At 72.1% G+C, this 22,550-nt stretch carries 16 protein-coding genes and 1 pseudogene; 11 read left to right on the forward strand and 6 right to left on the reverse strand.

The window, feature by feature from the left end:
* The first annotated feature begins 121 nt into the window (after window positions 1–121).
* Window positions 122–859 (forward strand): proteasome assembly chaperone family protein, encoded by a 738-nt coding sequence (locus C472_RS11900; RefSeq protein WP_006630089.1) that lies wholly within the window; start codon window positions 122–124, stop codon window positions 857–859.
* Window positions 860–868: 9 nt separating this feature from the next.
* Here C472_RS11900 and C472_RS11905 read toward each other — a convergent pair whose 3' ends face one another.
* A complete protein-coding gene (locus C472_RS11905) occupies window positions 869–2,254 on the reverse strand; it encodes an isochorismate synthase (RefSeq protein WP_006630090.1) in 1,386 nt (461 codons plus the stop codon).
* 103 nt (window positions 2,255–2,357) lie between these two features.
* Window positions 2,358–2,972, reverse strand: coding sequence for a sulfite oxidase-like oxidoreductase (locus tag C472_RS11910; RefSeq protein ID WP_049906576.1), 615 nt, complete (start codon window positions 2,970–2,972; stop codon window positions 2,358–2,360).
* 219 nt (window positions 2,973–3,191) lie between these two features.
* On the opposite strand from C472_RS11910, the gene C472_RS11915 reads away from it, so the two are divergent.
* From C472_RS11915 to C472_RS11925, 3 genes are all read left to right on the forward strand, one after another.
* A complete protein-coding gene (locus C472_RS11915) occupies window positions 3,192–3,407 on the forward strand; it encodes a ribbon-helix-helix domain-containing protein (protein ID WP_006630092.1) in 216 nt (71 codons plus the stop codon).
* Window positions 3,408–3,513: 106 nt separating this feature from the next.
* Window positions 3,514–3,792, forward strand: coding sequence for a UPF0058 family protein (locus C472_RS11920; protein WP_006630093.1), 279 nt, complete (start codon window positions 3,514–3,516; stop codon window positions 3,790–3,792).
* A 211-nt stretch (window positions 3,793–4,003) separates the two neighbouring features.
* Complete coding sequence (locus C472_RS11925) at window positions 4,004–5,908, forward strand: rhomboid family intramembrane serine protease (RefSeq protein ID WP_006630094.1); 1,905 nt, start codon at window positions 4,004–4,006, stop codon at window positions 5,906–5,908.
* 42 nt (window positions 5,909–5,950) lie between these two features.
* Here C472_RS11925 and C472_RS11930 read toward each other — a convergent pair whose 3' ends face one another.
* Entirely contained in the window at window positions 5,951–6,574 is a 624-nt protein-coding gene (locus C472_RS11930) for an METTL5 family protein (RefSeq protein ID WP_006630095.1), read from the reverse strand.
* 3 nt (window positions 6,575–6,577) lie between these two features.
* Window positions 6,578–6,976 carry a hypothetical protein gene (locus tag C472_RS11935; protein ID WP_006630096.1) on the reverse strand — a complete coding sequence of 133 codons (399 nt, stop codon included), beginning with the start codon at window positions 6,974–6,976 and terminating at the stop codon, window positions 6,578–6,580.
* A 367-nt stretch (window positions 6,977–7,343) separates the two neighbouring features.
* Here C472_RS11935 and C472_RS11940 point away from each other — a divergent pair.
* The 4 genes and pseudogenes from C472_RS11940 to C472_RS11955 all read left to right on the forward strand — a co-directional run bounded on the left by C472_RS11940 (window position 7,344) and on the right by C472_RS11955 (window position 12,274).
* A pseudogene (locus C472_RS11940) lies at window positions 7,344–8,359 on the forward strand (transcription initiation factor IIB).
* Between the two features lie 92 nt (window positions 8,360–8,451).
* Entirely contained in the window at window positions 8,452–8,886 is a 435-nt protein-coding gene (locus tag C472_RS11945; protein WP_006630097.1) for a universal stress protein, read from the forward strand.
* A 33-nt stretch (window positions 8,887–8,919) separates the two neighbouring features.
* Window positions 8,920–11,064 carry an AMP-binding protein gene (locus tag C472_RS11950; RefSeq protein WP_006630098.1) on the forward strand — a complete coding sequence of 715 codons (2,145 nt, stop codon included), beginning with the start codon at window positions 8,920–8,922 and terminating at the stop codon, window positions 11,062–11,064.
* 61 nt (window positions 11,065–11,125) lie between these two features.
* Window positions 11,126–12,274 carry an acyl-CoA dehydrogenase family protein gene (locus tag C472_RS11955; RefSeq protein WP_006630099.1) on the forward strand — a complete coding sequence of 383 codons (1,149 nt, stop codon included), beginning with the start codon at window positions 11,126–11,128 and terminating at the stop codon, window positions 12,272–12,274.
* A 12-nt stretch (window positions 12,275–12,286) separates the two neighbouring features.
* Here C472_RS11955 and C472_RS11960 read toward each other — a convergent pair whose 3' ends face one another.
* Window positions 12,287–12,961 carry an MBL fold metallo-hydrolase gene (locus C472_RS11960; RefSeq protein ID WP_006630100.1) on the reverse strand — a complete coding sequence of 225 codons (675 nt, stop codon included), beginning with the start codon at window positions 12,959–12,961 and terminating at the stop codon, window positions 12,287–12,289.
* A 116-nt stretch (window positions 12,962–13,077) separates the two neighbouring features.
* Between C472_RS11960 and C472_RS11965 the strand changes: the two genes are divergently transcribed.
* Together C472_RS11965 and C472_RS11970 are read left to right on the forward strand one after the other, a co-directional pair.
* Complete coding sequence (locus C472_RS11965; RefSeq protein WP_006630101.1) at window positions 13,078–14,922, forward strand: MutS-related protein; 1,845 nt, start codon at window positions 13,078–13,080, stop codon at window positions 14,920–14,922.
* The gene (locus tag C472_RS11970; RefSeq protein ID WP_006630102.1) at window positions 14,915–15,397 is read left to right on the forward strand and encodes a hypothetical protein; all 483 of its coding nucleotides are present in this window, start codon (window positions 14,915–14,917) and stop codon (window positions 15,395–15,397) included. The genes C472_RS11965 and C472_RS11970 overlap by 8 nt, the downstream gene beginning before the upstream one ends.
* A 43-nt stretch (window positions 15,398–15,440) precedes the next feature.
* Here C472_RS11970 and C472_RS11975 read toward each other — a convergent pair whose 3' ends face one another.
* The gene (locus tag C472_RS11975; protein ID WP_006630103.1) at window positions 15,441–20,204 is read right to left on the reverse strand and encodes a glycoside hydrolase family 15 protein; all 4,764 of its coding nucleotides are present in this window, start codon (window positions 20,202–20,204) and stop codon (window positions 15,441–15,443) included.
* Between the two features lie 149 nt (window positions 20,205–20,353).
* Here C472_RS11975 and malA point away from each other — a divergent pair, with 149 nt between their 5' ends.
* Complete coding sequence (malA, locus tag C472_RS11980) at window positions 20,354–22,459, forward strand: alpha-amylase MalA (RefSeq protein WP_006630104.1); 2,106 nt, start codon at window positions 20,354–20,356, stop codon at window positions 22,457–22,459.
* Window positions 22,460–22,550 lie beyond the last annotated feature (91 nt).

A 22,550-nucleotide genomic window follows, 5' to 3' on the forward strand; every position in this document is an offset into this window, starting at 1 on the left:
TCCCCTTTCGCGCCGGGCCGTTAGACGGTTTCGGGACGCGGGCGGCCGGCCCGCGCTCGGACCCGACCCCGCGCCCGACGCGCGCCGCACCTTTAGGTCCGTGCCAGTCGTACCCTCGCGCATGACGCGCATCTCCGTCGTCGACGACGTCTCGCTGGAGGAGCCGACGCTGATCGAGGGGTTCCCAGGCGTCGGGCTCGTCGGGAAGATCGCGACCGACCACCTGATCGACGTCCACGAGATGACCCACCACGCGAACGTCCACTGCGACGGCCTCCCGCCGGTTGCGGTGTATCACGAAGGCGAGACGGCCGCGACGACCCCGGTTCGGCTGTACGCCGACCCCGAGAACGACCTCGTCGCGCTCCGCAGCGACGTGCCGGTGAAGCCGGGCGCGGCGACGGAGGTGGCGGCGTGTCTCGGCTCGTGGTTCGACGAGGTCGATCTGTTCCCGGTGTTCCTGTCGGGGCTCGGCCGCGAGAAGGACGAGTCCCCGCCGGACCTGTACGGGATCGCGACCGGCGACGGCGGCGAGGCGCTCGCGCGCGCCGAGGTGACGGAACCGCCCGAGTCCGGACTCGTCTCCGGGCCGACGGGCGCGATGCTGGCGGCCGCGCTGGAAGACGGTCGCGACGCCGTCGGGCTGGTCGTCGAGTCCGACCCGAAGTTCCCCGACCCCGAGGCGGCGCGGGCGCTCATCCGCGACGGGATCGACCCCGTCGCTGGGATCGAGACGCCGACCGACGGACTCGTGGAGCAGGCGACCGAGATCCGGGAGGCGAAACAGCAGCTCGCCGAGCAGATGCGGGCGGCGACGGAGGAGAGCACGCAGGCCGAGCCGCTGAAGATGTTCCAGTAGGGAGAGCGGTTATCGATCCGGCGAGTCGCTCGCGTCGGTCTCTAACTCGTCGAGTATCGGTCGGTACTTCAGCTGGACCTCGTCCCACTCGCGGTCGGGGTCGGAGTCGGAGACGATGCCGACGCCCGCGAACAGCGTGGCGCGCCGCCGGCTCGCGACGGCCGAGCGGATCGCGACCGCGAACGCGCCGTTGCCCGCGGCGTCGATCCAGCCCACCGGGGCGGCGTACCAGCCGCGGTCGAACGGCTCCGTCTCGCGGATCGTCTCCAGCGCGCGGTCCGGCGGCAGTCCGCCGACCGCGGGCGTCGGGTGGAGCGCCTCGACGAGGTCGAGCACGTGACGGTCCGCGTCGAGTTCGGCGGTGATCGGCGTGTGGAGGTGCTGGACCGTCGCGAGCCGCCGGACGCGACGCTCGCCCGCGGAGACGGAGGCCGCGAACGGCTCCAGCTGATCGCGGACGGTCTCCGCGACCAGCTCGTGTTCGTGGACGTTCTTCTCGTCGTCGAGCAGCTCCTGCGCGAGCCACTCGTCCTCGGCCGGCGTCTCGCCGCGCCCGGTCGTCCCGGCGAGGGCGTCCGTCTCGACGGTCCGACCGCGCAGCGAGACCAGTCGCTCGGGCGTGGCACCGAAGAAGGCGCGCTCGCCGCCGGCCGGTTCGAACCAGTAGCGGTGGCAATCGGGGTACTTCTCCGCGAGGCGTTCGAGCGTGGCCGCCTCCGGGAAGTCCGCCGCGAGGTCGGCCTCCAGCGCCTGCGCGAGCACCACCTTCCGGAGGTCACCGTCGCGGATCCGGTCGACCGCGGCGGCGACGCTCTCGCGCCACGCCGCGCGGCTCGTCGTCCGACGGCTCTCGCGGATCCCCGGTCGAGGGCTGCGAGCGGCGCGGTCGGCGGTCGAGTCTGCGGGATCCGCCGCGTCGAGCGCCGCGAAGCGGTCGACCTCACGCGCCAGCCGGTCCTCGACGGCGGGGACGTCGGCGTCGTCGCCGACCGCGTTGACCGTCAGCCACGCGCCGCCGTCGTCCGCGACCGTCAGCTGGACCCGCGGCAGCACGAACCGCGCCTCGGAGAAGGGCTTCCACGGGTCGCCGTCGCAGGCCCCCTCGTGGAAGGCGAACCCGCCGAAGACGCGGGGGCGGGCCGCCTCGGTCCCGGCGTGGACGTCGCCGGCCTCGAACAGCTCGGTCGTCGCCTCGCGGACCGCGGCGAACCGGTCGGTCCCGGACGCGGTCAGCGTCGCGGCCGCGCCGCCGCCGAGCACCAGCGCGTCGTCGGGCGCGCTCCAGGTCGTGCGCGGCGACGAGAGCGCGTCGAACGCCGCCGCGAACGCCGGCTCGTCGATCTCCGTGGTCCGGCTGACCAGCGGCGGCGACGACCGCGAGCGCGCCTGTTCCATGCGTTACGTGTCGGGGACGGGGACTCTTTACCCTGACTATCGAGGCGGGTAGACGGGGGAAATCCGAGCGACGGGAGTAAAGTCAAGCGAGAATCGACGAGCGTCAGCTGTAGCGCTCCTCGTTCCAGGGGTTCGCCGTGTCGCTGTACCCCCGCTTCTCCCAGTAGCCGAGCTCCTTCTCCGTGAGGAACTCGACGCCGGAGACCCACTTCGCGCCCTTGTACGCGTACTTGTGCGGCGTGACGACGCGGATCGGGCCGCCGTGGTCGGCGGGCAGGTCGTCGCCGTCGAAGCCGTACGTCAGCTGGACGCCCGGCTTCGTACACTCGTCGAGCGGGAGGTCGGTCGTGTAACCGTCGAGCGCGTGGAACATGACGTGTTCGGCGTCGTCGGTCACGCCGGCGCGTTCGGCCAACTCCGCGAAGGCGACGCCCGCGAACTCGCAGTCGAACCTGCTCCACCCCGTCACGCAGTGGAAGTCCTGCCGCTGGGTGACGCTCGGGAGGTCGCGGAACTCGTCGAGCGAGAAGGAGAGCGGCTCCTCGACTGCGCCCCACACCTCGAGTTCGAACGTCTCCGGGTCCCACGAGGGGGTCCCGCTCTTCGAGAGGACGGGGAAGCCGTCGGTCTCGCGTTGGCCCGGCGGGAGCCGGTCGTCGCCGTACTCGCGGTAGAGGTCCGTGAGATCCTCCACGGAGTCGGCACGGGATGCTGTCATGGACTCCGATACGACCCGGACCGACGTATGGATGTCGCTCCCGAGAGGGGATCGCGGGCGAGCGCTCGGCTCCCGCGATCGGTGTCGGCGCGTTCGAAATATCGAAACAGGTGTTTCATCGATCAAAAAGAGAATTTCCGAGATCGGTTTTGAGTTTTCAATTATACGGATCTGCGACGCCACTTTTATATGTACTATCCCACAAGACCCGGACAGCAAATGCCACGAGTGAAGATAACGGTGCCGGAGCATCTGGAGATGCAGATCGCCCAGATGGTCGAGGAGGGCGAGTTCCTCAACCGGGAGGAGGCGGTCGAGGAACTGCTATCGACGGGCATCAAGGCGTACAAGACGAGCGGCCCGAGAGACGACGACGACTCCAGCGGTTTCGAGGACGAGGGGATGATGGGCCACGAAGACGAGTACGTCTTCTGACCGCGCGCTTCTGACCGCGCACCGCTCCGCTCGGGGTCCGGGAACGCGGAACCGTGCGTACCGGCCTCAACAACGCTTAAAGGGCCTACAGACCGTATCCGAGGGTATGCACAAGGACGAACTGCTCGAACTCCACGAACAGATGGTGACGATCATGGAGCACTTCCGCGCGCAGGAGACGGTGGACGGGTCGCTCTTCGACCCCTACGACGAGCTCGACGTCGACCCCTCCCACGTCCACAAATCGAAGAGCGAGCACAAACACGCCGTGTTCGTCCTCGGTAACGCCTTAGCGAACGCGATGAGCGAAGACGAGTTCTCGCCCGCCGGCCGCGTCGGCAAGCGGATGGAGGAGCTCGCCGACGACGCCGAAAGCAAGATCTGAGACGAACGCTCTCCCGCGGTGGACCGGGGGATCGGTCGGCGTTTTCGGGGCCGTCTCGATTGGTGCTCCCGTACGTCCGAGTCTCTCGCTTCGGATTTCTCCCGCCTCTGACTCTCTCCGTTTCCGAGCCTCCCTCGCTTCCGGCCTCCCGTTCGTCGCGGAACGCTGCCGACCCCCGAATTGATGTGCGCGCGGCCCTCTCCGTCGTGACATGGTCGCGGAGGCGCTGACGTCGGACGCCGTTCACCTCGCCGCGGGGGCCGCGGGCGTCGTCGTCGCGCTCGGCGCGGTGTACCTCGTCGACCGCCCGGCCGGCGACTGGACGCGGGCGCTCCGCTCGCGGCTCCTCCTCGGCGTCCCGTGGGGGACGCTCGTCGTGATCGCGGGCGTGATCGGGGTGTACCTGTTCGTCCAGTCGGGGATCGACGACCCGAACCGGCCGGTCGTGATCCCGTTCCGGTCGTGGTCGTACTTCTACCCCGAGGGCCTCTTGTGGTCCAGTTTCGCGCACTCGGGCCGCGGACACGTCACCGGAAACCTCCTGTCCGCGCTCGTCGCCGGCGGGCTCGCCGAGTACGCGTACGGCCACTTCCCCGGCGGCCGCGAGGTCGACGAGCCGGAGCCGCTCACCGCCCGACTCCGGCGACTGCCGAGTAAAGCGCGGGGCATCCCGCGGCGGATCCGACGCCTGCCGAGCCGGATCGCGGCCGCCGGGTCGCTCGCGTCGAACCCCTACGTCCGGGCGTTCCTGATCGTCCCCGGTGCCGCCGTCGCCTTCGGGCTCCTCTCCGCGCTGTTCGCGCTCGGCCCGGTGATCGGTTTCTCGGTCGTCGTGTTCGCGTACTGGGGGTTCGCGCTGGTCACTCGCCCCGTCGCCGCGCTCGTGGCAATGGCGGGGACGACGCTCGTCCGCGTCCTCTACGACGCCCTCCGAGTCCCGGTCGCGTTCGCCGAGGCGTCCCCCTCCTACGGCGCGCCGAGCTGGGCGAACATCGCGATACAGGGGCACGCGCTCGGGCTCATCGGCGGCGCGCTGATCGCGGTCGTCCTCGTTCGACGCCGGAGTCGGGGCCGGAGCGACGAAGGCCGAGGGCCAGGCGAGGAGGGACCCGAGCCGGACGCGGCGAGGAGCAGGTGGAGCCGCCACCCGAACGCGACCGCGGGGGACAGCGAATCGAGCGCGGGCGCGACCGAGCGCTCCGCGCTCGTCGTGTTCGGCGCGCTGCTCCTGTTCGGTGCCTCGCGGCGGCTGTGGGCGGTGTACTGGTACCTCGGGAACGAGCAGTACGAGCTGTACCGCGCGGTGGGGCTCGGGCTGCTCGCCCTGCTGGGGGCGATCGTCGCGGTCGCCGCCGTCTCGCGCGACGAGCCGCTGTGGCCGGACCGGGCGGTCCCGAACCCGGAGACGCTCCGGGCCGGGATCCGGTCCGCGACGCCCGCCGCGATCGGGATCCTCCTCCTCGTCGCGGCGCTGGCGGTCGTCGCGGGACCGGGCGTCGTCCCGAACCTCGCCGCCGTCGACGACGGGGACCTCCCCGGCGACCCGGTCGAGGTCGAGGGGTATCAGGTGACGTACGCCGAGGACGTCGAGGACCGGCTCGTGAGCGTCGTCGACGTGGAGGCGTTCGGCCGCTCGACGTCGGTCAACACGTCGGGCGTGATCGTCAGCCACCCGGACCGCGAGATATGGACGACCGCCGTCTCGAAGGGCAACCTCGCGTTCTGGGGGTACCGCGCGGTCGACGTGGGCGGCACGGGCTGGCGCGAGACCGTCTGGGTCCAGCGGGTCGGCTGGGTCGCGACCGGCGGCGGCCCGACCTACCGGGTCGACGCGGTCCGAAACGAGACCAGACGGACGCTGTTCGCGAGCGGTCCGGCCCGAGCCGAGCCGCGGATCGACGGTCGGAACGTCGTCGTCGCGGCCGCGGAGGGCGGGTTCGAGCTGTCGGTGATCGGCGGCAACGGGAACAACGTCACCGCGCCGCTCCCGGCCGCGAACGAGTCGACAACGGTCCGAGGGATCACGTTCGTACGGGAGAACGACGCCGTGTTCGCGGAGCGGGGCGAGACGCGCGTGCGGATCGCGCAACGGGAGACGTACGAGGGGCGGCAGTAACCGGAGGAGGGCGGGAGTCCGCGCCGGGCGGTCGCGGACCCGTCAGGCCCACTCGATCCGGTACACTTCGGTGTCGACGTCGCGCGCCTCGTCGGTGTGGTGGTCGAACTGTGCCTCGATCCGGAACTCGGCGGCGAACGCGTGGGTCACCTCGCCGCCCTCGTCCGCGGCGAACGCCTCGACGAACTCCCGGCTGCCGGCGTTGTGGACCGAGTAAGACACCTCGGCGAGGTCGCTCGCGGTGGCGAGGAACGCCCGGTCCGCGTTGCGGTTCCCGTCCTGCGCGCCGAACGGGGGGTTCATCACGACGGTCGCCGGCTCGGCGACGGCGAGCGGGGGTCGGGTGGCGTCGCCCCGGACCCAATGGACCGGGGCGCTGGCCGCGACGCGGCGCTCGTTGGCCCGGGCGACGCTCAGCGGGTCGCCGTCGAGTTCGAGCCCGACGACGCGGGCCGGACCGCGCAGCGCCGCGGCGAGCGCGAACATCCCGGTGCCAGCGCCCAGATCGATCACCGTGCGGCCCTCGACGTCGCCGTGGAGGTCGGCGAGGTGGACCACGTGCGCGGCGAGTTCTGGGGGCGTCGGGTACTGTTCGAGGGCCGCGTCGGGACGCTCGAATCCGGCGACGACGCCGAGCTTGGTCGCGAGCGACCGCTTCGTCGCCATCGGTCAGGCGTCGTCGTCCGCTCCGACGCGGACGAGTTCGACGCCCTCGCGGTCCGCCCGCTCGGAGAGCGCGGCGAGGACGGTTCGGACCTCGTCGCACTCCGCGTCGGCGGCGACGCTGACCTCGATCCGACCGGCACCGAGGAACGACGCGGCGCGGACGAGTCCGCGGAGGCGGTCGGCCTCGCGCTGGCGTTCGAGCGTGCTGTCGGCGTCGAACTCGGCCTCGGTCGCGACCGCGGCGGGCTGGTAACCGCGGGCCGCGAGCCCCTGTTTGAGGTCGCGGAGGTGGTCGGGCGCGGTGCTGTCGAGGTCCGACGCGTCGATGACGACGGGGTCGACGTCGGCGGGGCGACAGCCCCGAAGCGTGCGTTCGATGCCGGGTGACGAGGTGGTGCTCATACACACCCATTGGTGTAGGTTATACAAAAATCTTTATAGATGTTCTACAGTAATATACCGCGGCGACGAGCGTGAATCGACCGCTCGGGACCGGTGCCGGTTTCGGCCGGCAATCCGGTCGGTATCGGGAGCGACGCGGGCGATCGGACGCGACAGATTCCGACCGACCGCCGCGGTCACGTTTTGTGCGTCCCGTCGGGAACGCCGGCGGCTTCTCGAATCTCCGCAGAGGATGCTCGATTTGCTTGTTCGCGCAGTAAACGCCCTCAGAGCCCCGAAATTCGGACATCGAAACGACGCCGTGTCTGTCAGGGTCGATTATAGATCTGGACAAGACTTAAATACGAGAATGACCAGAAACGTTTTAATGGAACGTCCGAGCCGCCAGCGGCAACAGGAGCGGAACACGGAGCAGGAAACGGACGAATCGACGGTTGCCTGTCCGGAGTGCGACTCGGAGAACATCGTCACGGACGCCGATCAGGAGCTGGTCTGTGAGGACTGCGGGCTCGTCTTGGACGAGCGGAACATCGACCGCGGCCCGGAGTGGCGCGCGTTCAACCACAACGAGCGGCAGTCGAAGTCGCGCGTCGGGGCCCCGATCACGGAGACGATGCACGACAAGGGGCTGACGACGACGATCGACTGGAAGGACAAGGACGCCTACGGCCGCTCGCTCTCCTCGGAGAAGCGGTCGCAGATGCACCGCCTGCGCAAGTGGCAGGAGCGGATCCGGACGAAGGACGCGGGCGAGCGCAACCTCCAGTTCGCGCTCTCGGAGATCGATCGGATGGCCTCGGCGCTCGGCGTTCCCNGCGCAACCTCCAGTTCGCGCTCTCGGAGATCGATCGGATGGCCTCGGCGCTCGGCGTTCCCCGGTCGGTACGCGAAGTGGCGTCCGTCATCTACCGACGCGCGCTCAACGAGGACCTGATCCGCGGTCGCTCGATCGAGGGCGTCTCCACCGCCGCCCTCTACGCCGCCTGTCGACAGGAGGGGATCCCCCGGAGCCTCGACGAGGTCGCGGACGTCTCTCGGGTCCCACAAAAGGAGATCGGGCGCACGTATCGGTACATCTCGCAGGAACTGGGGTTAGAGCTGCGGCCGGTCGACCCAAAGCAGTTCGTCCCGCGGTTCGCGTCCTCGCTCCAGCTCTCCGAGGAGGTCCAGTCGAAGGCGACGGAGATCATCGACGTGTCCGCCGAACAGGGACTGCTCTCCGGGAAGTCGCCGACGGGCTTCGCCGCGGCCGCCATCTATGCGGCCTCGCTGCTCTGTAACGAGAAGAAGACCCAGCGCGAGGTCGCCGACGTGGCCCAGGTCACCGAGGTCACCATCCGCAACCGGTATCAAGAGCAGATCGAAGCCATGGGCTTCAGGTAGGGCGATTCGCACGTCGGACGACGGCGTCGCCGTCGGCTCCGGAGCCGTTGGATCGGGTTTTTAATCGCTACCCGCTGTACCCACGGAGTGAGATGTACTCAGAAATCCTCGTTCCGACGGACGGCAGCCCGGCGTCGGACGCCGCGATCGAACACGCGATCGACCTCGCCGACCGCTACGACGCCCGCCTCCACGCGCTGTACGTCGTCGACGGCGCGGCCTACTCCAGCTTAGAGGCCGGGGCGGAGGTCGTCGTGGACGCGCTCGAATCCGAGGGCGAGGCGGCGACGGGGCGGGTCGCGGACGCCGCCGCCGACGCCGGGGTCGACTGCGTCGCGACCGTCGCGTCCGGGACCGCGTACCAGTCGATCCACGACTACGTCGACGAACACGGCATCGACGTCGTCGTGATGGGGACCCACGGTCGGAAGGGGCTCGACCGCTACCTGCTGGGAAGCGTCACGGAGCGCGTCGTCCGGACCTCGGACGTGCCGGTGTTGACCGTGCGACAGCCGACGGATGAGTAACCCCGCCTCCCCCGGCGAACGGGGGTGACAGCGATGCGCGACTGGCTGTCACACCGCGTCGTCTCGTCGCCGGACGACGACGCCCTGATCCGCGCCGAGGACGGGGAGGCGTGGAGCTACACCGACCTCGACCGCCTCGTCTCCGAGACCGCGGGGCGGCTCGTCGCACACGGAATGGGCGAGGGCGACCGGATCGGCGTGCTCACGCCGCCGTACGTTGGCACCGTCGGGCTCGTCCACGCGACGATGCGGATCGGGGCGACGTTCGTCCCGCTCGGCGAGGAGCTGACGCCGCGCGAGATCGCGGCCCGGGTCGAGCGGACGGACCTCGATGCCGTCGTCTGCGCGGAGGCCACGGAGCCGACCGCGACCGACGCGGCGTCCCGGATCGACGGGGTCCCCGTGTACTCCGTCGACGACCCGGCGAGCGCGGACGTGACCGCGGTCCACGACGTCGAGCCGGCGTCGCTGGACCCGCCGGAGTGGTCGTTCGAGGACCCGCTCTGCGTGCTGTTCACCTCCGGGACCACCGGCGACCCCAAGCCCGTGCCGCTGACCGCGGGCAACGTGTACAGCTCCGCGGTCGCCTCCGGGTTCCGGCTGGGCGTCGAGGCCGACGACCGGTGGCTGGTGTCGCTGTCGCTCCACCACATGGGCGGGCTCGCACCGGTGTACCGGTCGGTGCTGTACGGGACCACGCTCGTGTTGCGGGAGGGGTTCGACGCGGGCGGCACCGCCGACGACATCGACGCGTACGACGTGACCGGCGTCTCGCTCGTCCCGACGATGCTCCGGCGGATGCTCGACCGCCGCGGGACGCTGTCGGACTCGCTCCGCGTCGTCCTGCTCGGCGGCGCGCCCGCGCCGGCGGAGCTGCTGGAGCGGTGCCGGGACTACTCGATCCCCGTATACCCGACCTACGGGATGACGGAGGCCGCCTCGCAGATCACGACCGCGACGCCGCGGCAGACCAGAGACCGGATCGGGACGGTCGGCCGGCCCCTCTTCGGCACCGACGTGACCGTCGTCGGCGACGACGACGACCCGGTCGCGCCGGGCGAGACCGGCGAGATCGCCGTCAGCGGACCGACGATCACGCCGGGGTACCTCGTCGAGGCGGGGGGCGAAGGCTCCGACCCCTCCGACGGACCCGACGAAACAGACGAACGCGACGGCCCAGCGTCGGACTCGTTCGGCGTGAACGGGATCGACCCCGCCGACATCGATCGGAGCGACTTCGGTCCGTACGGACTCCACACCGGCGACGTGGGACGGTTCGACGAGTCGGGGTACCTCCACGTGCTCAACCGCGTCGACGACCGGATCATCACCGGCGGCGAGAACGTCGAGCCCGGGGAGGTTGCGGACGTGCTCCGCGAGTACGCCGAGGTCGACGACGTTGCGGTGGTCGGGCTCGACGACGACACGTGGGGCGAGCGGGTCGCGGCGCTCCTCGCCGTCGGGGACCGATTCCCGCCGGTCGCGCCCGACGCCGATTCCGCCGACGGCGTCCCCGCGGAGAGCGACTCCACGGAGGGCGATCGCGAACCGGCCGACCCCGGATCGGACGGCTCCGGATCGGCCGACCCCGGATCGGACGGCTCCGAACAGGCCGCGGAGGAAGAGTCTCCGGCGGACGGATCCGCCGAGCCGAGCGCGGGCACGGGAGTCATCGGCCCCTCGCCCGTCGACGAGGCGGCGTTCCTCGCGTTCGCCCGCGAGCGGCTGGCCGGATTCAAGATCCCGAAGACCGTCGCGTACGTCGAGGAACTGCCCCGGACGGTCTCCGGGACGGTCGACAGGGAAGCGACGCGGACCGCCCTCCGCGAGCGCGGCGCGGACCTCCGAGAGCGCGTCGACGCCCGCCTCGAAACCGCCGGATTCGAGCCCGCCGACCCGACCGAACCGCCGGAGGAACAGACGCCCGGGGAGAGCGCGTCCGAAGGCGCGGACGGCGCGCCCGACGACGCGGCGGACGACGGGGAAACCGACACCCCCGAGACCGCTCCGGTCGGCGACATCATCGAGGACGCGGAGGGCGGCGACGGCTTCACGGACGACCGGGGCGCGGACGGCTCGGGGAACGAGTCCGGCGAGGCCGACGACGGAGGGACGCTCGACGAGGACGCTGAGAGCGGCGACGCCGGCGGGAGCGGTGACTCCGACGATCGGACGTAAACTCCCCCGTCGTTTGTCGTTGTTCCACGAACGTTTTGACCGCGGGGCCGTTACGTGTCGTATGGAGTTATTCGACGACAGCATCGTGCCGGAGCGCGCGCGAGACGTCAAACAGGAGGCCCGCGAGTTCGCCGACGAGTACATCGCCCCGAACGCCGAGGAGTACTACGACACGGGAGAGTACCCGTGGGAGGTACTCGAAGCGGGGATGGACGCCGGGCTCGTCGCCCAAGACATCGGCGAGGAGTACGGCGGCAAAGGGTTCGACCTCGCGCAGATGCTCGCCATGGCGGAGGAGTTCTACCGCGCCGACGCCGGCATCGCGCTCACGCTCCAGCTCGCCAGCTTCGGCGCGGAGATGGTCGAGGACTACGGGACGGAGGAACAGAAGGAGAAGTACCTCCGCCCGGTCGCCGAGAACGAGCAGCTCTCGGGGCTCGCGGTCTCCGAGCCGCAGACCGGCTCGGACCTCGCGGGAATGACCACGACGGCGGAGAAGGTCGAGGGGGGCTACGAGCTCACCGGCGAGAAGTACTGGGTCGGCAACGCGGTCGAGGCCGACTGGCTCACCGTCTACGCGAAGACCGGCGACGGCGACGACCGCTACTCGAACTACACGCTGTTCATCGTCGAGACCGACTCGGACGGCTACGAGGCGGAACACATCCCGGAGAAGATGGGGATGCGCGCCTCCAAGCAGGGTCACATCGTCTTCGAGGACTGTTTCGTCCCCGAGGAGAACGTCGTCGGCAGCGAGGGCGGCGGCTTCTACGCGCTCGCGGACTTCTTCAACCACGGTCGCGTCGTCGTCGGCGGGCACGGGCTCGGCCTCGCCGCCGCGGCCATCGAGGAGGCGGAGGCGTTCATCAGCGACCGCGAGGCGTTCGGCCGCACCATCGACGACTTCCAGGCCGTCCAGCACACCATCTCGGACATGCGGATCGGGTTCGAGTCGGCGCGCGCGCTCAACTGGCGCGCCTGCGAGAAGGTCGCGAACGGCGAGGACGCGGGATACTGGGCCGCCCTGGCGAAGACGAAGTCGACCGAGGTCGCGACCGACTGCGCCGAGAAGGGCATGAAGCTCCACGGCGGCCGCTCGAACTTCACCGACCGCCGGATCGCCCGCGTCTACCGCGACGTGCGCATCCCGGTGATCTACGAGGGCGCGAACGACATCCAGCGCAACCTCATCTACCGCCAGTCGCGGTGAACCGCTGAGCCGTCAGAGCCGCGCCGCCAGCCGCCCCAACGCCTCGCCGCCGCCCGACGCGAGCGGGTCCCCGTGGCCGACGCAGGCGACCTCGAAGGGCGGGGCGCGAGCGGCGAGTCCGCGGACGCTCGCTTCGACCGCGCCCGTGTCGTAGCTTATCAGCCAGCCGGACGGCGAGAGGCCGCCGTCGGACTCCGAGACGAGGTCGCCGAGCAGCCCGACGCCCAGTTCCTCGCTGACGTACGCGACGTGCCCCGGCGTGTGGCCGGGCGTGTGATAGGCGGTGAAGGAGCCGACCGTCTCGCCGTCCGCGACCGGTTCCACGTCGAGGTCGGCGGCGTCTGTGACGAGACCGCCGAGCCGCTGGATCAGGCCCTTGTGGTTGCGGAACGGGGGTTTCCGCGCGCCCCGAAGCACCTGCGCGTCGAAGCCGTATGCGTGGACCGGCGCGTCGAGTTCAGGGGCCAACGCGGCCAGCGTCCCGACGTGGTCGAGGTCGTAGTGGGTGAGCAGGACGCGGCCGACCTCCGAGACCGCGACGCCGGCCTCGCCGAGACCGTTCCGGATCGCCGCCTCGTCCCACGGCGTGCCCGCGTCGACGAGGGTCGGCACGTCGTCGAACACCAGGTACGCGTTGACCCCGCGACACTCGAACCGCCAGACGCCGTCCGCGATCTCCGTGGCCATGACTGCCGGGTACGGACCCGAGGCGGATGAACGCTGTCGTGGCGGGAGCGGCTCCCGGAGGGCGGACCGAGTGACGGCGACGAAAGCGCCAAGACGCAGCGGCGACACCACGACGTATGCGACTCCAGGACTACTGGGGGATCGGACCCAAGACGAGCGAGCGGCTCACGGAGGCGCTCGGGACCGAGCGGGCCGTCGCGGCGATCGAGTCGGCCGACGTCCGCGCGCTCGTCGACGCGGGACTCCACCGCGGCCGCGCGACCCGCATCCTCCGCCGGGCGAACGGCGAGGCCGGGATGGACGTGCTCGCTACGGGCGACGCGCGCTCGGTGTACGACGAGCTCCTCGCGCTCGCGGCCGACGCGGCCCTGACCGCGCACGCGGCAGACCGGATCCGCGTGATGACGCCGCTCTTGGACCGGAACGCCGTCGGGGACCGGCTCGACCGGGTCGTCGCCGCCCGCGACGGGTGGAGCGGCCTCGACGAGGCGGACCGCGAGGCCGTCGAGAGGGCGTTCGCCGCGTACGACGAGGCCGACGGGTCGGACCTCGCCGCGGTCGAGACCGCCGTCGCGCTCCGCGAGGCGGGGCTGACGGCGGACCCGTTCGCCGACATCGGCGCGCTAGACGGCGACCGACTGCGGGACGCGGCCGACGCGCTCGCCGACGTGCGTGGGTCGATCGACCCGGCCGGCGGACTCGACGGCGACGACATCGAGATCGCGGCGGGCGCGGACGCGGAGTTGGACCGCCTGCGCGACCAGTTGGCCGCCGCGCGCGACCTCGCGGACTCGGCGTTCGACGTGCTGGAGTCGGTGCGCGACGGGAGCCTCCGCGACTTCGAGGCGCTCGAAGCCGCAACGATCGACCACGTCGCGCGCGAGACCGGCGTCGAGCCGGCGACGGTCCGGGCCGCCGCGCCCGACGAGGCGCTCGACGCGGCCGACTTCGTCTCCGCGACGCTGCGGGACCTCGTCGTCGAACTGGAGGCGGCGGTCGACGAGCGCGAGGCCGCGGTCGCGGCCGACGTCCGCGAGCGGCTCGGCGACGAGTCGGGGGCGGACGCGGCCGAGGAGGGCGACGACGCGAGCGGCGGCGACACGACCGTCGCCCGCGCCACCGCGGCGGTCTCGGAGGCGGCCTTCCTGCTGTCGCTCGGGCGGTTCGCGGCCGAGAACGGCCACGTTCGCCCGACGCTCGTCGACGACGGGATCGCGGTGCGGGGCGCGCGCAACCCCTTCCTCGCCGGCGAGGTCCAGCCGGTGTCGTACGGCGTCGGCTCGCACTCGCTGGCGGACGGGTCGGGGGTCGCGAGCGCCGACGCGCCGCCGACGGGCGACCGCGTGAGCGTCCTCACCGGGGCGAACTCGGGCGGGAAGACGACGCTGTTGGAGACGCTCTGCGCGGTGGCGCTGCTCGCGTCCATGGGCCTCCCCGTGCCCGCGGACGCGGCCGAGGTCGGGACGTTCGACCGGATCGTCTTCCACCGCCGACACGCCTCGTTCAACGCCGGCGTGCTGGAGTCGACGCTGAAGTCGGTCGTCCCGCCGCTCGTCGCGGAGGGGCGAACGCTCATGCTCGTCGACGAGTTCGAGGCGATCACGGAGCCGGGCCGGGCCGCCGACCTGTTGAACGGGCTGGTCACCCTCACGGTCGACCGCGGCGCGCTCGGCGTCTACGTCACGCACCTCGCGGACGACCTCAGCCCGCTGCCCGAGGCCGCCCGGATCGACGGCATCTTCGCGGAGGGGCTGACGAACGACCTCGACCTCCGGGTCGACTACCAGCCGCGGTTCGAGACGGTCGGGAAGTCCACGCCGGAGTTCATCGTCTCGCGGCTCGTCGCGAACGCGGGCGACCGCGGCGTCCGCGCCGGCTTCGAGCACCTCGCGGGTGCGGTCGGCGAGGAGGCGGTCCAGCGAACGCTCTCGGACGCCGAGTGGGCGGCGAACGATGACTGAGGAACCGGCGAGCGGCGACCGCGAGTCCGAGAGCGCGGAGCCGGGACCGGACCGGGTCCGGTCGCTCGCGGTCCACCGCGAGGACGTGGCGAACGCGCTCGAAGCGACCCTCCGGAGCGAGCGCGAGGTCGTCCTCCGCGCGACGCCGCCCTTCTCGGGGCGGATGCGGGCGCGCCTCCACGCGCTCGACGCCGGCGCGACGGGCGCTGGCGAGTCGAGCGAGAACGGCACGGCCGGCGAAGGCCCCGAACCCCTCCACGTCGACCCCCGTGACCTCGTCGACGAGGTGCCGCCGTACCCCGAGGTCGACGACACGGCCGCCGAGTACCCCGACGCAGACCTCGAAACACGCCGGAAGAAACACGAGGAGGCCGTGGAAGCGTGGCGGGAGGGCGTCCGCGCGAGCGTCGTCTCGACGGTCGAGATCCGCGTCGACGGAGAGACCCGCGCGGTCGACGTGACCGCGCTGGGATAACGGGCGAAAAGAAAGTGGAAAGAAAGCGCGGGAAGAGACTCGGCTACAGCCGGATCCGCTCGACGCCGGTCCCGGCGGCCTCGAAGTCGGCGTCGGAGGCGGCCGCGACGACGACCGTGCCGGCGTCGGTCGCGGCGTCGAGGTCGACCTCGAACGCGCCGTCGGCGTCCGGCGTCACGAGCGTCGAGGTCGAGCGCGTGTGGACCGCCACCCGCTCGCCGTCCGTCTCGCCGGCCACGACGACGGCGTCCTCGACGAACTCGGCGGTCGCGGTCAGGTCCGGTCCGGCCGGGCGGTCGCGCTCGACGTAGCGGTCGCGGACGACGGCCGGGGTCTCGACCGGCTCGCCCGCGTCGACGCCGTGCGCCAGCCGGACGAAGCCGGCCATCGACCACGCGAGGGGAGTCGCCCCCCCGGTGCCCTCGCCGAACTCCCAGCCGTACTTCGTCGGGTGTTCGCGGTCCCACACCTGCTCTGGTAACATCAGCCCGGAGTTGCCGAAGCCGGCCATCGTCTCCAAGAGGGCCTCGGGTTCGAGCAGCTCGTCGTCGGTGCCGCCGAAGGCGTCCGGGCCGTCGCCGCGGGCGCGGAGCTCGTACTCACCGCGCTCGCCGGTGAATATCGGCCAGAGCCGCCCGCGGCCGTCGCCGGTGCCGGCCCACGGCGCGCCGGGGTCGCCGACCGCGATCTCGCCGTACGCGTCGCCGACGTACCGGTACCAGGCCGCGCCGTGGGGCGTGTCGACCCGGATCGAGTCGTCGACCACGGAGACGGAGTTGCGGACGACCTCGTCGTCGGCGGGCTTGATGCCGAGCCGGACGAGTTCGAGGAACCCGCCGTCGACGATCTCGCGTTCGTCGTACGTCGGCCCGTCGTTGGCGATGGTCCGGGGACGCCCCGCCTCGGGGTCGCCGTCGGCCGTGATCCGGAGGTAGTACGGCGTCTCCTCGTGGCGGTCGGTGCCGGTCGCGGTCGCGCACCACTCCTCGACGCGCGCCGCCCAGTCGTCGGCGAGCGCCAGCCACGCGAGCGCGTCGGCGCGGAGCGAGTCGGGCGACTTCGCGGTTCCCGGCTCGTCCTCGCCGCCTCGGTCGGCTCCCTCGCGCCGGTCCGCCTCCGCGAGCGCGAGCGCCGCGCCGGAGACGAGTCCGGCGATTTCAGCGGCGATGCTCGACGGCGAATAGCCGGCCTCCTCCTCCCACCGCTCTTGTGCGGTCTCGGGACCGTTCTCGGCGATGTAGTCGAGCGAGCGGCTGACCTGGCCGTAGGTGTAGCCCGCCTCGTCGAGCGTCACGCCGCGCTCGTACAGCTGCCACGCCATCACCGAGGGGAAGCCGATGTTGTCCATCTGCTCGCCGCCCCACCGGGTCCGCCCGTCGATGTAGGTGTTCTGCGGGAGGAACCCGTCGTCGTCCTGCTGGGTGTTGTACAGGTACGCCAGGGCGTCCGCGCCGCGTTCGAGCTCGTCCATCTCGATCAGCGCCGTGAACACCTGATAGAGGTCGCGCGACCAGACGAAGTTGTAGCCGTAGCCGCGGTCCTCGGCGGCGTACTCGGTCTCGCCCCACGGGACCGAGGGGCTGGCGATCCCCGCGCCGTCGTGGGCCTTGTCCTCGACGGCCGCGAGCGTCATCAGCGCGAAGCGGTACTGCGCCGCGAGGTCGGGGTCGTCCGCGACCGAGTCGGGGAGATCGCGGCCGTCGAGCCACGACCGCCACGTCTCGGCGTACGCGTCCGCGGCGTCGTCGAACCCGCGCGCGAGCGCCCCCTCGGCCTCGCCGAGCGCCGCCGCGGTGTCCGAGCCCTCGGCGAACCCGAGCGCGACCGTGTCCGCGACCGCCTCGCCGCTGCCGACCAGCCCGGCGAGGAGGACGTTGCCGACCGCCTCGCTCGACGCCTCCCCGCGCTCGCCGTCGCCGAACAGCGCCTCCGCGTCCTCGCCGCCGGCCGCGAGCGCGCTCGCCCAGTCGAAGCCGTCGCCGCTCGCCAGCGCGAGCGCGGTGTCGAACGGCTCTCCCTCGTCGTCGACGAGCTTGCCCGCGTCGCGGTCGGGGTCGTCCTTCCGAGCGAGGAGGTGCGCGCCCCCGTCGCCCGCGACGCGCTCGGCGCGGTCGTCGGTGCCGACGTTGGCGACCGTCGCGTCGACGAGCGCGTACACGTCGTACTCGCGGCTCCCCTCGAAGCGCACGTCGGCGAGGATCGCGGTCCCGTCGGTGTCGACCGCGTACTCGACGCGGAGCGTCCAGCCGTGGCCGTGGCCGTCGCCGGTCTCGCGGACCGTCTGGACGTACGCGAGCGCGTCGGCGGCCGCCGGCTCCGTCGTCCGCTCGACGGTCTCCGTCGCCGTGACGTGATCCGTCTCGTCGAAGGTGCGGACCGCGTACTCGGAGTCGGGGTCCGCGACGAGGAAGTCGAACGTCCGGACGTTCATCACGTCGATCCGAGGGAACCGCGCCTCGGTGAGCGCTCCCTCGGTGAGGGTGAACCAGACCGGCACCGGGTCGTCGGCGTCGTAATCGGCGGGCGTGCCGACCCCGAACTTCCGGCCGGTCGTCCAGTGGGGAGCCGCCTCGGGACCGGTCTCGCGGTCGTGCGGGACCGGGAGTTCACCGTGGCTCGCGAGCGTCACCGTCGCGTCGATCCGGAGGGCGTGCGACCACGCGATGGGGGTCGCGCTGTCGAGGTCGCCGTCGTCGAACGCCTGCTCCGCGAACAGCCCCGCCTCGTTGACGAAGCAGCCGTCCGGCTCACAGAGCGCGTACAGGTCGCGCGCGTCGGCGAACAGCGGGCCGGCGGCACCGCCCCGCTGTTTGACGACCCCAGCGAGCGTCGCCGCCGCCGTCGCGCCCCACAGCGTCGCGATCGACCACACCTTCGCCGCGCCCTGCTCGGCCGTGCGCCAGTCGTCGCCGGTGAACCGGACCAGTCCCTCCACGGCGGCGGTCTCGCGCCGGAGCGCGTCGATCGACTGCCGGACGTGCGTGTTGACGCGGTCGAGGAAGCGGTCGAACTCGCTCGCCTCGACGGACTCGACAGATCCGGCCCCGTCGGTCGCCGCCGAGCCGTCGGCGGCGTCTCCACCGGACGCGGAGGCAGCGTCGGTCGCGGACGAGTCCGCGGCGTCCCCGTCGTCGAGCAGGGCGGCGTACTCCGCGGCGGCGGTCGCGAGCGCGAAGGTGCTGGCGTCGGCGCGGGCGTCCCGCCCCTCGTCGCTCGCGCGTTGGAGGAACCGCTCCGTCTCGGGGTTCCAGCGGGCGTCGAGCCCGGACAGCGCCGCGTCCGCGGCGGCCGCGGCCTCGCCGCGGAGATCCTCGTCGACCGGCGCGCGCGCCACCGCGGCGAACGCCCGCAGGTACTCGGCACCGGTGTGGGTGAACCGGCCCAAGGCGTTCTCCCAGCAGTTCTGACAGCGGCGGGGGAGGCCGTCGTCCTCCGTGGTTTCGAGGAGGAAGTCGACCGCGTCGGCGATCGTCTCGTCGATCCGGTCGCGCCACTCGGCCGGGAGGTCCGCCTCGCGCCGGAGCGTCGCGAGGAAGGCGACGACCGCGGCGGGCTGGTCGAGCTGGTCGTTCGGGCCGGGGGTACCGTTCGCGCCCTCGATGCGGGCGTTCGCCCAGCCGGGCGCGACCTTCCCGGAGTCGGCCCACACCCGGTGGGGCCACGAGCCGTCCGCGTCCTGCGTCCGGCAGAAGAAGCTCGCGGTCGCGAGCAGCTCCTCGTCCGCGTCGAGGCCGAGCTCCTCGCTCGCGTCGAGCAGCGCGGTCGACACCGTCGCCTCGTCGCGGAACCAGGTGTAGCCGTACCCGCCGGAAGTGGAGTAAAACGGGTCGAACTCGGGCGCGGCGATCCGCGCGCCGGACTCCGCGGTGAGCAGGTCGAGCGCGCGGAGGTCGCTCGCGACGACCGACCGGCGGGGGGCGTCCTCGGGCACGTCCGGGCCGCGGCCGTCGGCCGCCTCCCGGAGGTCGTCGGCGTCGGGGTAGGCGGTGGCGATGTTCGAGACGGCCTCGATACGGCGCTGGCGGTCGATCCCGTCTGTGAGCGCGTCCTTCGCGTCGTCGCCGGTGTCGCGCGCCTCGCGGCGGTCGACGACGGCGCGGCCCGCGAGCGTGACGCGCTCGGTGCGCCCGTCGCGCTCGAACGGCGCGCGGACGACGACGTCCGGGGTCAGCCGGGAGTCCTCGCGGCGGTCGATCTCGCCGCGGTGCGGGAAGCCGTCGCCGCTCTCGCCGAGGAGTTCCGGGATCGTCCGGAGCCGCTGCCCGTGGGCGTTTGAGAGGCCCGTAGAGGCGGTGAGGAAGTCGTGTTCCGTTCGGTGGTACACCTCGACGACGCCGCCGTCCGCGGGGCCGGCGGCCTCGTGGACCATGTTGCCGACGCGGCCCTCGACCATGTCGGGCGAGAACGCGTAGGCGGCGACGAGTTCGGCGTCGGCGGGCGGCGACCCGCGGAGTTCGACGTGGGTGAGGTGCGTGTCGCTCACGACGAGGTCGAACTGGTGGATCGTGTAGCGGCCGGCGTCGTACTCGGTCTCGACGAGGGGCGTGTCGCCGTCGTAGTGCTGACGGGTCGTCTCCAGATCGTCGAACCACCGGACGCCTCGCCCGGCGGTGATCCCCATTCGGAGGCGGTCGGCACCGCCGACCCCCGACAGCGAGTACGAACAGTCGTGGACGGTCCCGTCCGGCCCGACGTGGACCAGACGGCCGTCGTCGCCGGTGAACGCGCCGGCGGTCATCGAGTGCTCCGCCGGGTAGCGCTCCCCGCGCCGACGTTCGTGTTCCGTGAGGGCGGTACGCAGTCGCATACCCGCTCTGCGCCTGCCGGAGTAAAAGCCTTGACGACCGCGGCGGAGACGAGGTGCGGGGGAAGAAGACTCCGCGAGCACGGCGTCGACGCGTTCTCGACGCCGGCACAAGAGCAACACCGAAGGCCCCGGGCGTCGATGGCCGTCACATGCACCACCCCGGACCCCCGCGCTTCCTCGCGACCGGCGAGCGGACGGAGCTGGCACCGAGAGATCCCGACCCCGACGGACGGTACGCGTGGCGCGTCGCCGACGCGCCACCGGGCAGCGAGGCGACCGTCGGCGACGCCCCCGTGACCGAGTTCACCCCGGACGTCCCGGGTCGCTACCTGCTCGGGCTCGACGCGCCGGACGGCGACCACCTCCTCACGGTGCGGGCGTTCGCCGCGAGCTACGAGGGGGTCGACGTCGCGGGCGGGAGCGGCACCGCGATACGCGACCGCGACGCGGGCGACGCCGGCGACGCGCCGGGGGGGTACGCCGCACGGGAGCGCCGCGAGGGGGACGGTCGACCGCGCGTTCGGGTGGACGCGCGCGTCGAGTTCGACGGCGACGGCGCGGCCGGGGAACGCGACGGCGAGGCGGTGTTCGCCGCGACGCCGACGCCGAACCCCGAGTCGACGCTCGACGCCGCCGACCTCGCGGTGACGTTCGTCGTCGACGACCGCGACGTCGAGAGCGCGGTCGCGGCGGGGCGCACGAACCCGCGGGACGCGCTCGACGCGAGCACCGACGGCCGCGAACTCCGGATCCCGCTCGACGCGGTCCCGGACCGACTTCGCGTCCACGCGGTCGCGGTGGCGAGGGACTCGGGCGCGGACCCGCGGGTCAGCGTCGCCGACGCGGCCGCGGTCGAGCGCGTCCCTGCCGACGGTCGCCCCGCCGGCGACGCCGGGGAGGCGGGGCTGACGCCCGACGCGCCCGACTTCGAGACGCGGCGGCTCAACGACCCGCCCGAGTGGACCGAGGGGGCCTCCGTCTACGAGGTGTTCGTCCGCACCTTCGCGGACGCCGAGGAGGGGGAGACGTTCGACGCCATCGCCGACCGGATTCCCCGGATCGCGGCGCTCGGCGTCGACACGCTGTGGCTCACGCCGGTCCTCGGCCACGACGGGAAGCCCCACGGGTACAACATCGTCGACTTCTTCGACACCGCCGACGACCTCGGGGACCGCGAGGACTTCGAGGCGCTCGTCGAGACCGCACACGACCACGGGCTGCGCGTCCTCTTCGACTTCGTCGCCAACCACACCGCGCGCGACCACGAGTGGTTCCGTGACGCCTACCGGAACCCCGACTCGCCGTACCGCGACCGCTACGAGTGGCAGGAGTCGGGCGAGCCGGGCACCTACTTCGACTGGGAGCTGATCGCGAACCTGAACCACGCGAACCTCGACGTGCGGCGGTTCCTGCTCGACGTGATAGACGAGTGGGCACCGCTGGTCGACGGGTTCCGCTGCGACATGGCGTGGGCCGTGCCCGACTCGTTCTGGCGCGAACTGCGCGACCGCGTGAAGGACATCGACCGGGAGTTCCTCCTGATGGACGAGACCATCCCGTACATCCCCGGGTTCCACGAGGGGATGTTCGACGTCCACTTCGACGCGACGCTGTACTTCCAGCTCAGACAGGTCGGCCGGGGGGCGGAGCCGGCCGCCAGCGTCCTCGACGCGGTCGATCAGCGCGCCGAGATCGGGTTCCCCGACCACGCGGAGTTCCTCCAGTACATCGAGAACCACGACGAGACGCGCTACCGCGTCGAGTGCGGCGACGCCGCCGCCGCGGCCGCGGGCGCGGCGATCATGACGCTGCCGGGCGTGCCGATGGTGTACGCCGGGCAAGAGATCGGTCAGCGCGGGCGGCGCGACGCCATCGCGTGGGACCACGCGCGCGAGGACGTGCGCGAGCGCTACGAGCGCCTGCTCGCGACGCGCCGGGAGCACCCGGCGCTCGGACCGGCGGGGGACCTCGCGCGCGTCGACTACCACGTCGCAAGCGGCGACCTCACGGAGCGACCGATCGTCGCCAGCGGCGACGTCCACCCCGACGACGTGGTCGCGTTCCGCCGGCGCGACGGCGACGAGGACCTCGTCGTCGTCCTCAACTTCGCGCCCGCGGACGCGAGCGTCGCGGTCGACCTCGACCACGGCGAGCGCGACCTCGTCACGGGTGCCGAGTGCGTCGTCGCGGACGCCGACGGGACCGAGCGGATCCGCGTCGGCGACGTGGCCGTGGTACCGGTCGATTCCGAGTGAGTCGCTCGCGAGGGCGGATCCTCGTTGTCGTCGCGCGCGGAGGCGGGCACCGTCGTCGCCGGCCGCGTCGGACACAACGCTTGAGTCGGTG

The sequence above is a fragment of the Halorubrum tebenquichense DSM 14210 genome, assembly GCF_000337415.1.
GTDB lineage: Archaea > Halobacteriota > Halobacteria > Halobacteriales > Haloferacaceae > Halorubrum > Halorubrum tebenquichense.

Excerpts from the sequence above, each read along its gene's own strand:
- C472_RS11900 (WP_006630089.1), top strand. The coding sequence starts at position 122 with ATGACGCGCATCTCCGTCGTCGACGACGTCTCGCTGGAGGAGCCGACG.
- C472_RS11905 (WP_006630090.1), bottom strand. The coding sequence starts at position 2,254 with ATGGAACAGGCGCGCTCGCGGTCGTCGCCGCCGCTGGTCAGCCGGACC.
- C472_RS11910 (WP_049906576.1), bottom strand. The coding sequence starts at position 2,972 with ATGACAGCATCCCGTGCCGACTCCGTGGAGGATCTCACGGACCTCTAC.
- C472_RS11915 (WP_006630092.1), top strand. The coding sequence starts at position 3,192 with ATGCCACGAGTGAAGATAACGGTGCCGGAGCATCTGGAGATGCAGATC.
- C472_RS11920 (WP_006630093.1), top strand. The coding sequence starts at position 3,514 with ATGCACAAGGACGAACTGCTCGAACTCCACGAACAGATGGTGACGATC.
- C472_RS11925 (WP_006630094.1), top strand. The coding sequence starts at position 4,004 with ATGGTCGCGGAGGCGCTGACGTCGGACGCCGTTCACCTCGCCGCGGGG.
- C472_RS11930 (WP_006630095.1), bottom strand. The coding sequence starts at position 6,574 with ATGGCGACGAAGCGGTCGCTCGCGACCAAGCTCGGCGTCGTCGCCGGA.
- C472_RS11935 (WP_006630096.1), bottom strand. The coding sequence starts at position 6,976 with ATGAGCACCACCTCGTCACCCGGCATCGAACGCACGCTTCGGGGCTGT.
- C472_RS11945 (WP_006630097.1), top strand. The coding sequence starts at position 8,452 with ATGTACTCAGAAATCCTCGTTCCGACGGACGGCAGCCCGGCGTCGGAC.
- C472_RS11950 (WP_006630098.1), top strand. The coding sequence starts at position 8,920 with ATGCGCGACTGGCTGTCACACCGCGTCGTCTCGTCGCCGGACGACGAC.
- C472_RS11955 (WP_006630099.1), top strand. The coding sequence starts at position 11,126 with ATGGAGTTATTCGACGACAGCATCGTGCCGGAGCGCGCGCGAGACGTC.
- C472_RS11960 (WP_006630100.1), bottom strand. The coding sequence starts at position 12,961 with ATGGCCACGGAGATCGCGGACGGCGTCTGGCGGTTCGAGTGTCGCGGG.
- C472_RS11965 (WP_006630101.1), top strand. The coding sequence starts at position 13,078 with ATGCGACTCCAGGACTACTGGGGGATCGGACCCAAGACGAGCGAGCGG.
- C472_RS11970 (WP_006630102.1), top strand. The coding sequence starts at position 14,915 with ATGACTGAGGAACCGGCGAGCGGCGACCGCGAGTCCGAGAGCGCGGAG.
- C472_RS11975 (WP_006630103.1), bottom strand. The coding sequence starts at position 20,204 with ATGCGACTGCGTACCGCCCTCACGGAACACGAACGTCGGCGCGGGGAG.
- malA (WP_006630104.1), top strand. The coding sequence starts at position 20,354 with ATGCACCACCCCGGACCCCCGCGCTTCCTCGCGACCGGCGAGCGGACG.